Below are 8,551 nucleotides of genomic sequence, written 5' to 3' on the forward strand. Positions count from 1 at the left end.
GTTGTCTCCGGGTGGTTTTGGTATTTGTGCCGTGGCGGGCGCCACGGGTTCAGCAGATGCGGTAGAAGCGCAATTCCACCCGGTCGGGGTAGCGCGCGCCCGTGCCGACGAACAGGCTTTCGTTCATCCACCCCAGGGCCGGCGACGCGGTTTCAAAGCGCGGATAGCTGCGGAAATAGATGCGCGCGGGGTCCACGGCTTCGCCGCGCACCAACCGGGCGATATCGTCGGCGTGGCCCGTGCGGATGCCGGTGTTCTCGACATAGATGCGTTCGCCGTCAGGGGTTTCGATGACGTAGCGCGCATGGATGTCGGTGTAGGTCGCCGAACGGATCACCTGGAAATCGGCGCCGCCCGGCAGGACTTTGCCGCGAAGGCGCGGGCCCTCCACGGTGCCGCCCGTGATCGGGATGACGCGGCGACAGCCTTGCGGCGTATCGCCGACCTCTTGCGGCGCGCCCACTTCCACCACCACGGTCGCCACGTGCTCAAGGCGCGGCGCCAAGGGGTCGGTCAACGGGTCGGCCAAGGGTTGCGCCAGGGCGCCGGTATTGTCGGTCATGATGCTTCCCCCCGGCTCTTGCGCACGGTGGCGGGATCGAATCCCGCGAGTTGTTTGTAGCGCAACGATACCGCCTCCAACTCCTGCGGCGCGATCACGTCGCCGATGTCGTCAAACCCGTCAGGCGCGCGCTCTTCGGCCAGCTGCATGACTTGCTCGGGCCCATTCAAGCGGTTGCGCAGGACGATGCCTGCCGTGCGGGGCAGGCGCTCGGCCTCGTATTCCAGCAAGGCGGTCTCGGGCGAGCGCACCGCGCCGCTCGCGGCTTGCGCCAGCCAATCCGACAGGCAGCGCGCATCCAGGATGGCCTGCGCCGACCCGTTCGATCCGATGGGGTACATGGGGTGCGCGGCATCGCCCAGCAGGGTCATGCGCCCCCGCGTCCAGCGCGGCAAGGGATCGCGGTCCACCAGCGGGAACTCATAGATGGCTTGCGCGCCGTCGATGATGGCGGGGATATCGATCCAGTCCCAGCGCCAATTGGCGAAGCGGTCCGCGAACACCGATTTGTCCACCTGCCGGTTCCAGTCGGTGGCGAGCAGCTCGGCGCCGGGCACGGAGAGTTCGGCGATCCAGTTGATCAGCGACCGCCCCTGGCGGCGCAGCGGCTCCGAAATCGGATAACACACGAATTTCTGGTCCTGGTGTCCCGCCATGAACATGCTGCGGCCATCCAGATACGGCGGCGCTTCGGTCACGGCGCGCCACAGCATGCGGCCGGAAAAGCGCGGCTCGTCACCGGCAGGATGCAATTGACGGCGCAGCGCCGAATGGATGCCGTCCGCGCCCACCAGAATGTCCGCGCGCACGCTCTGCGTCGCCCCGTCCTGCCTGCGCCGGAAGTTCGCCACCACGCCGAAGGCATCCTGCTCGGCGGATTCCAGCACGCTGCCCGTGACGATGGCGTCGTCGCCCAGCCGTTCGCGCACCGCTTGCGCCAACAGCATCTGGAATTCGCCCCGATGCACTGAAAACTGCGGCAGCGGATACCCCGCGTCCCGGCCGCGCGGTTCACGCCAGATCGGCTGCCCGAACTTGTTGTAGTAGTGCAGTTGCGAGGTCTCGATGGCGCGCTCGGCCAGACCCGGCATCAGTCCCAATGGTTCAAGTTCGCTGACCGCATGCGGCAGCAGGTTGATGCCCACGCCCAGGGCCTTAAGTTCCTGCGCGCTTTCATAGACGCGGCAATCGATGCCGCGCCGATGCAGCATCAAGGCGAGCGTCAGCCCGCCGATACCGGCGCCGGCAATCACGATCTGCATGTCTGCTCCTGATTTTATTTGTTATGCAACATAACAAAATCCAGACGCTTTCCGCACCCCGGGGATTTCCCGTAATGCGCTGGCGCGCCGGCAACGGGTGCATTAGTGTTGAGGCCTTCTTACAAGATGGCCCCAAGAACGCAACCCCGCCCATGTCCAGAGCCGCATCCCAACGCCCCCGGCGCCCCGCCGCCCGTGGCGAGCATTTCGACCCGCATGTGCCCGGCATCCGGTATGGCGCATTGGACGACCTGGTCGGCTACGCCATCCGGCGCGCCCAGATCGTCATCTACGAAGACTTCCTGAATGCGCTGGCGCCGTGGGACATCACACCGCAGCGCTTTTCGTCGCTGACGCTGATCGCGGCCAACGCCAACCTGAAGCTCACCGACCTGGCCCGGATTCTGGGCATTGCGCGATCGGGCGCCGTGCAGATCGTCAACCAACTGCAGGAATTGGGCTATGTCGAACGGCAGGAGGCCCTGCACGACAAGCGCGCGTATTCGCTGGCGATGACGCATACGGGCGAAAAAGCGCTGGCCGAAATCACCCTGGCCGTCAAAGTCCACGACGCGCGCATCAGCACGCAATTGAGCGCGGCGGACAAGCGCCGATTGATCGGCTTGCTGGGCAAGCTCGGGTAGCGCTCGCGGCGGACCGCAAGGGGCAGACGGGCCACGGTGATACGATCTTCGACACGCCCTCAGACCAAGGAACCCGCCCCATGTCCCGTTCGAATCCCGCCGAGACGCCGCCTGCCAACGGCCGACGCCGCCTGGCGCTGGACAGCGTGCACAACGCCCGCGACCTGGGCGGCCTGACAGGGGCGAATGGCCGGCGGCTGCGCGAAGGCAAGCTCTTTCGCAGCGGCAGTCCGGGGCGCGCCAGCGCTGCGGATATCGAATTCCTGAGTGGCCTGGGGCTGGAAGCCGTCATCGATTTCCGCGCCGACACGGAAAAAGCGCAGGATGAAGCGCACTTCGGACAACGCTTTACCTGGATCGCGTCCCCCGTGCTGGACGGAAACATGGCCATGGCCGTGCTGTTGCCCAAGCTACGTGAAAGCACGCAAGCCGCAGTCAGCGCGATGATGGTGGACATCTACCGCGACTTCCCTGCCCGCTACCAGGCGCCGTTCGGCAGTTTTCTGCAAACCGCCGCCAGTGGCAAGACGCTGCTGTTCCACTGCACCGCGGGCAAGGACCGCACCGGCTTCGCCTCGTTGCTGCTGTTGTCGGCGCTGGGCGTCTCGCAGGACGACATCGTGGCGAACTACCTTGAATCGAACCATTGGAACGCGCGGTTCTTCCAGGAGATCCTGGCCAAGTCCGCGGAACGCGGCGTGCGCGACGACGTGATGATGCCGCTGCTGGAAGTCGCTCCCGCCTACCTGGACGCATCGATGCACGCGATCGATCAGGCGTTCGGCGGCATGGACCGCTATCTGCGCGACGTGCTGAACGTGGACGTGGACGCCTTGCGCGAGCACTATCTGGAGGACTGAGGCCGACGGCCCCACGTTTGAATCGACACAGGATCGACACCATGTTGAAAGACCGCGGATTCCTGATCTGGCTGGCCGTGTTCGCATTGGTCGCCGGTACGTTGATCGCCTTGCTGTGGCCGAAAACCTCGGGCCACCCGTCCATCGGCGGCGGCGGCTACGACCTGTCGAATTGGGTCTACACGCTGGGCCTGCTGGCATTCACCGGATTGTGGTCACTGATCGCGCTGTTGATCGCCCTGGGCCGAAGCCATGCCCATGCGGCCAGGCGCGCCTATTGGCTGGCCGCCGTCGGCGCAGCCACCTTCGCCGCGTCGATCGTGGCCTTCGGTCATCACCTGACATAGCCCCGCCATCAGGGCATTCCCCTATTACCCGTCTGCCGTCAAAAAACTATCGTATTCGAGAATTATCAAATAAGAGAATTCTCGCTTCCGACAAATATGACTGCAGAACCCCTATACGATTTTGCCGTGGTCGGCGCTGGCATCGCCGGCGCATCCGTGGCCTACCGCCTGAGCGCCACGGCGTCCGTGGCGGTGCTGGAGCGTGAATCCCAACCCGGCTACCACTCCACCGGCCGTTCCGCGGCCATGTTCATGGAAACCTACGGCACGACGCAGATCAAGGCGCTGACCCGTGCCAGTCGTGCCTTCTACGAGCAGCCGCCGCAGGGCTTCAGCGAACATCCCCTGCTTAGCCCGCGCGGCGTGCTGTACATCGCCACGCCGGAACAGAAGGACCTGCTGCAAGAGGTTTTCCAGGACTTCCACCGCCAATCGCCCAATGTGACGCTCATCGACGCCGAACAGGCCATGGCGCGCGTGCCATGCCTGCGCGGCGACCAGCTCTGCGGCGCGATCGAAGAACCCGATGCCCGCGACATCGACGTGCACGCGCTGCACCAGGGTTTCCTGCGCGGCATGAGCCGCCAAGGCGCGGTGCTGCACAACAACGCGGAAGTGGTGTCCGCCGCTTACGCCGACGAGGCATGGACGCTGACGCTGGCGGACGGACGCGCCATCCGGGCGCGGGTGCTGGTCAACGCCGCCGGCGCCTGGGCGGACCACGCCGCCGCCCTGTGCGGCGCCGCCCCCATTGGCTTGCAGCCCTGCCGCCGCACGGCCTTTACCTTCCCCGGCCCGCAAGACACCGATTTTTCCCACTGGCCCGCCGTGGTCGGCGTGGACGAAAGCTATTACTTCAAGCCCGATGCCGGCCAATTGCTGGGGTCGCCCGCCAACGCCGACCCCGTGGCCGCGCATGACGTCGTGCCCGAAGAGCTGGACGTGGCAACCGGCATCTACCGCATCGAAACGGCCACGTCGCTCACCATCCGCCGCCCCAAGCACACCTGGGCCGGCTTGCGCTCGTTCGTGCGCGATGGCGACTTCGTGGTGGGCTGGGACGCCGGCGCGCCCGCCTTCTTCTGGCTGGCGGCGCAAGGCGGCTACGGCATCCAGACCGCGGCCGCCACGTCCGAACTGGCCGCCGCGCTGCTGACGCACCAGCCCGTGCCTGCCCACCTGCACGCGCATGGCGTCGATGCCGATGCCGTACGCCCCGAGCGCTTGCGCTGACTTTCCTCCGGAACCAGAACCCGCCATGACCGCCATCATTCGTTATCCCAGCACCCTGCCCCTGCCGTTTTCGCGCGCCACCCAGGCAGGCGACTTCCTTTTCCTGTCGGGCCAGATTCCGATGGATGCCAGCGGACAGGTCGTGCGCGGCGATATCGCCGCCCAGACCCATGCCGCCATCGAACGCATCAAGGAAACGCTGGCGCTCTCGGACGCCACCCTGAAAGACGTGGTGCGCGTAACGGTGTGGCTGTCGGACCTGACGCTGTTCGCGCAGTTCAACGAGGCCTATCGCAGCCATTTCGCATCGGACTTCCCTTCGCGGTCGACCGTTGAGGCCAGGCTGGCGATGGACGTGGACGTAGAGATTGAAGTGCAGGCCTGGCTGGGCGGGGCGCAAGCGCCCGCGCAGGCGGCCTGAGCCGTATCCGTTTGCTGGCAAGACAACGCCAGGCCCGCCGCCTGGCAAGGCGTCACCCACTGCGCGCGCGACGATGCCCGCGCCCCTAGGGCCTGCCTGCAGGCCTTAACCCCTTTTTTGCGCGGAGCGTCATCCATGAAGATCTTTTCCGGGTCCCTGGCGACCGAAACAAACACCTTTTCCCCCATCCCGACCGGCCTGTCCGCCTACCGCGCCCGCGGCTATTACCCCGCCGGCCAGCATCCCGATCGCATGCAGATGTTCTCGGGGCCGCTGTGGGCGGCGCGTCAACGCGCGGTGGGCAAGGACTGGACGCTGATCGAAGGCATGACGGCCGGCGCCACGCCGGCCGGCATCACCACCCGCCACGCCTACGAAACCCTGCGCGACGAACTGCTTGAAGACCTGCGCCGCGCCGGCCAGGTCGATATCGCCCTGTTCGGCCTGCATGGCGCTATGGTGGCCGACGGCTACGACGATTGCGAAGGCGACCTGCTACGCCGCGCCCGTGAAATCGTCGGCCCGGACACCGTCATCGGCGCCGAACTGGATCCGCATTGCCATCTGACGGACGCCATGGTGGACAGCGCCGACTTCCTGGTCTGTTTCAAGGAATACCCGCATACCGACATCCTGGACCGCGCCTACGACCTGGTAGACCTGTGCGTGGCCCGCGCCGAAGGCCGCAACACGCCCACGCGCGCGGTCTATGACTGCCAGATGATCTCGATCATGCACACCAGCCGCGAACCCATGCGCAGCTTCGTGGACCGCCTGATGGCCATGGAGGGCAAGGAAGGCGTGCTGTCGGTATCCATCGCCCACGGCTTTCCCTGGGGCGACACGCCCGACATGGGATCCAAAGTCCTGGTCTATACCGACGGCGACCAAGGCCAGGCCGACGCCTTGGCGCGCGCGCTGGGCGAAGAGATCATCGGTTTTCGCGACCAGCTTGCGCCGCCCTACCCCGGCGCGGACGAGGCGCTGGACCAGGCCTTGGCCGCGAAGGAATTCCCCGTCGTGCTGGCGGACTCCGCCGACAACGCGGGCGGCGGCGCGCCCAGCGACGCCACCTTCATTCTGGAACGCGTGCTGGCGCGCGGCATCACGGACGTTGCGACGGGCCCGTTTTGGGATCCGGTCGCCGTGCAGCTTTGCTTCGAAGCCGGCGAAGGCGCGCGGATCGCGCTGCGCGTGGGCGGCAAGGTCGCGCCCGTCTCGGGCCAGCCACTGGATCTGGACTGCGAAATCCTCGCGCTCAAGCGCGACGCCGTCATGACGGGGCTGGCGGGCACGCCCGCGCTGCTGGGTGACGTCGCCGTCGTGCGCACCCGGGGCGTGACGATCGTCATGAACACCTCGCGCACCCAGGCCATGGGCACGGACCTTTTCACGCAATTCGGCGTGGACCTCCAGGCGATGAAACTCATCATCGTGAAGTCGTCGCAGCACTTCTATGCCTCGTACTCGAAGGTGGGCCGCCAGGTCATCTACGTCGAAACGCCGGGCGCCATCACGCAGGACGTCAACGCGCTGCCATTCACCAAGCGCAAATTGCCCAAATGGCCGTTCAAGGCCTAGGGGCGTCATCCATTGCCGCCCACCCGGGCATCCAGAATGAATAAGGGGAAATCAATGATCAGACGTTTCAGCTTGCTGGGAGCCGCGGCGCTCCTGGCAATGAGCGCCGCCACGGGTGCGCTCGCCCAGACCAAGACCCTGCGCATGGTGCCGCACGCGGACCTGAAGACGCTGGACCCGCTGTTCAACACGGCCTACATCACGCGCAACCATGGCTACATGGTGTTCGACACGTTGTTCTCGCAAGACAGCAAGGGGCAGGTCAAGCCACAGATGGTGGACACGTGGACCACCTCCGAAGACCGCAAGACCTGGACCTTCACCTTGCGCCCGGGCCTGAAGTTCAACGACGGCACTCCGGTAAAAGCAGAAGACTGCATCGCGTCGCTGCAGCGCTGGGCAAAGAAGGACACGCTGGGCCAGGCCATGATGGCGGCCGGCGCCGAATTCGCCACCACCGGCGACAACACCTTCACGCTGACGCTGAAGGAACCCTTCGGCCTGGTGCTGGACGCCCTGTCCAAGCCCTCGGGCATGCCGCCGTTCATCATGCCCAAGCGCCTGGCCATGACGGACCCGAACACGCAGGTGACCGAGATGGTCGGATCGGGCCCGTTCCTGTTCAAGCGCGATGAATGGGTTCCCGGCAACAAGGTCGTCTACGTGAAGAATCCGGCCTACGTACCCCGGGCCGAGCCGGCCGACGGCCTGGCGGGCGGCAAGAACGTGAAGGTGGACCGCGTCGAGTGGCTGTACATCCCCGACGGCAACACGGCGACGGCCGCGCTGATGAACGGCGAGGTCGACATGATCGAACAGATCACGCCCGACTTCCTGCCGGTGGTGGAAACCAACCCGGACATCACCCTCAGCACATCGGTCGCGTCCCAGGGCATGGTCATCGTCAACGCGCTGCACCCGCCGTTCAACAACCCGCTGGCCCGCCAGGCGCTCTATCACCTGGTAAGCCAGAAGGAAATGCTGTCGGCCATGGGTTACCCGGAGAAATACCGCGTCGACTACTGCGCCACGCTGTACATCTGCGGTTCGCCGCTAGCGACCGACGCCGGCGCCGCGCCCTATGCCAAACCCGATCCGGCGCGCGCCAAGCAATTGCTGCAGGAAGCCGGCTACAAGGGCGAGAAAGTGGTGCTGCTGTACCCCACCGACCACCTGAGCGCGCCCGCCGTGATGGTGCTGGCGCAGAACATGAAGAAGGCCGGCATCAACGTGGACGTGCAATCGATGGACTGGGCGTCGCTGGCCGGCCGCCGCCTGAAAAAGGACCCGCCCGAAAAAGGCGGCTGGAACATTTTCCTGACCTGGGGCGGCTACTACGACGCCAGCACGCCGGTGACCAACCCGTGGCTGTCCGCCGCCTGCGGCAACAGTCTGCCGGGCTGGCCATGCGACAAGGAACTGGACACGCTGCGCACCAGCTGGATCCGCGAGACCGATGCCGCCAAGCGCAAGGAGATCGCCGCGCAAATGCAGGCGCGCGCCTATCAGACCGTGCCCTACGTCATGTGGGGGGAATTCAAGCCCGTCTTCGCCGTGCGCGGCCTCAAGCACACCGAGCTGATCAAGAACGGCATCCCGGTGATGTGGAACATCGAGAAACCGTAAGGCAGACGCGGGGCG

Annotated in this window: 9 protein-coding genes; 7 read left to right on the top strand and 2 right to left on the bottom strand. The window is 65.9% G+C overall.

Annotated elements, in window-relative coordinates; translation table 11 throughout:
* Positions 1-49 precede the first annotated feature (49 nt).
* Positions 50-562, bottom strand: coding sequence for a DUF3237 domain-containing protein (locus tag ACE039_RS21885; protein WP_332007351.1), 513 nt, complete (start codon positions 560-562; stop codon positions 50-52).
* Positions 559-1,824, bottom strand: coding sequence for a flavin-dependent oxidoreductase (locus tag ACE039_RS21890; RefSeq protein ID WP_485823313.1), 1,266 nt, complete (start codon positions 1,822-1,824; stop codon positions 559-561). Before ACE039_RS21890 ends, ACE039_RS21885 begins: the two co-directional genes overlap by 4 nt.
* Positions 1,825-1,976: 152 nt before the next feature.
* Here ACE039_RS21890 and ACE039_RS21895 point away from each other — a divergent pair, with 152 nt between their 5' ends.
* The 7 genes from ACE039_RS21895 (at position 1,977) to ACE039_RS21925 (ending at position 8,536) form a co-directional block, all read left to right on the top strand.
* Entirely contained in the window at positions 1,977-2,468 is a 492-nt protein-coding gene (locus ACE039_RS21895; protein ID WP_485823314.1) for a MarR family winged helix-turn-helix transcriptional regulator, read from the top strand.
* Positions 2,469-2,548: 80 nt separating this feature from the next.
* A complete protein-coding gene (locus ACE039_RS21900) occupies positions 2,549-3,328 on the top strand; it encodes a tyrosine-protein phosphatase (protein ID WP_332007353.1) in 780 nt (259 codons plus the stop codon).
* A gap of 41 nt (positions 3,329-3,369) precedes the next feature.
* Positions 3,370-3,675 carry a hypothetical protein gene (locus ACE039_RS21905; RefSeq protein ID WP_105555227.1) on the top strand — a complete coding sequence of 102 codons (306 nt, stop codon included), beginning with the start codon at positions 3,370-3,372 and terminating at the stop codon, positions 3,673-3,675.
* A gap of 96 nt (positions 3,676-3,771) precedes the next feature.
* Positions 3,772-4,908 carry an NAD(P)/FAD-dependent oxidoreductase gene (locus ACE039_RS21910; protein ID WP_310033105.1) on the top strand — a complete coding sequence of 379 codons (1,137 nt, stop codon included), beginning with the start codon at positions 3,772-3,774 and terminating at the stop codon, positions 4,906-4,908.
* 25 nt (positions 4,909-4,933) lie between these two features.
* Complete coding sequence (locus ACE039_RS21915; RefSeq protein WP_313462437.1) at positions 4,934-5,329, top strand: RidA family protein; 396 nt, start codon at positions 4,934-4,936, stop codon at positions 5,327-5,329.
* A gap of 135 nt (positions 5,330-5,464) precedes the next feature.
* On the top strand, positions 5,465-6,910 hold the full coding sequence (locus ACE039_RS21920; RefSeq protein WP_485823315.1) for a M81 family metallopeptidase: 1,446 nt from the start codon (positions 5,465-5,467) through the stop codon (positions 6,908-6,910).
* A gap of 54 nt (positions 6,911-6,964) precedes the next feature.
* Positions 6,965-8,536, top strand: coding sequence for an ABC transporter substrate-binding protein (locus ACE039_RS21925; RefSeq protein ID WP_485823316.1), 1,572 nt, complete (start codon positions 6,965-6,967; stop codon positions 8,534-8,536).
* Positions 8,537-8,551 lie beyond the last annotated feature (15 nt).

This window comes from Achromobacter maghribensis, assembly GCF_057334215.1.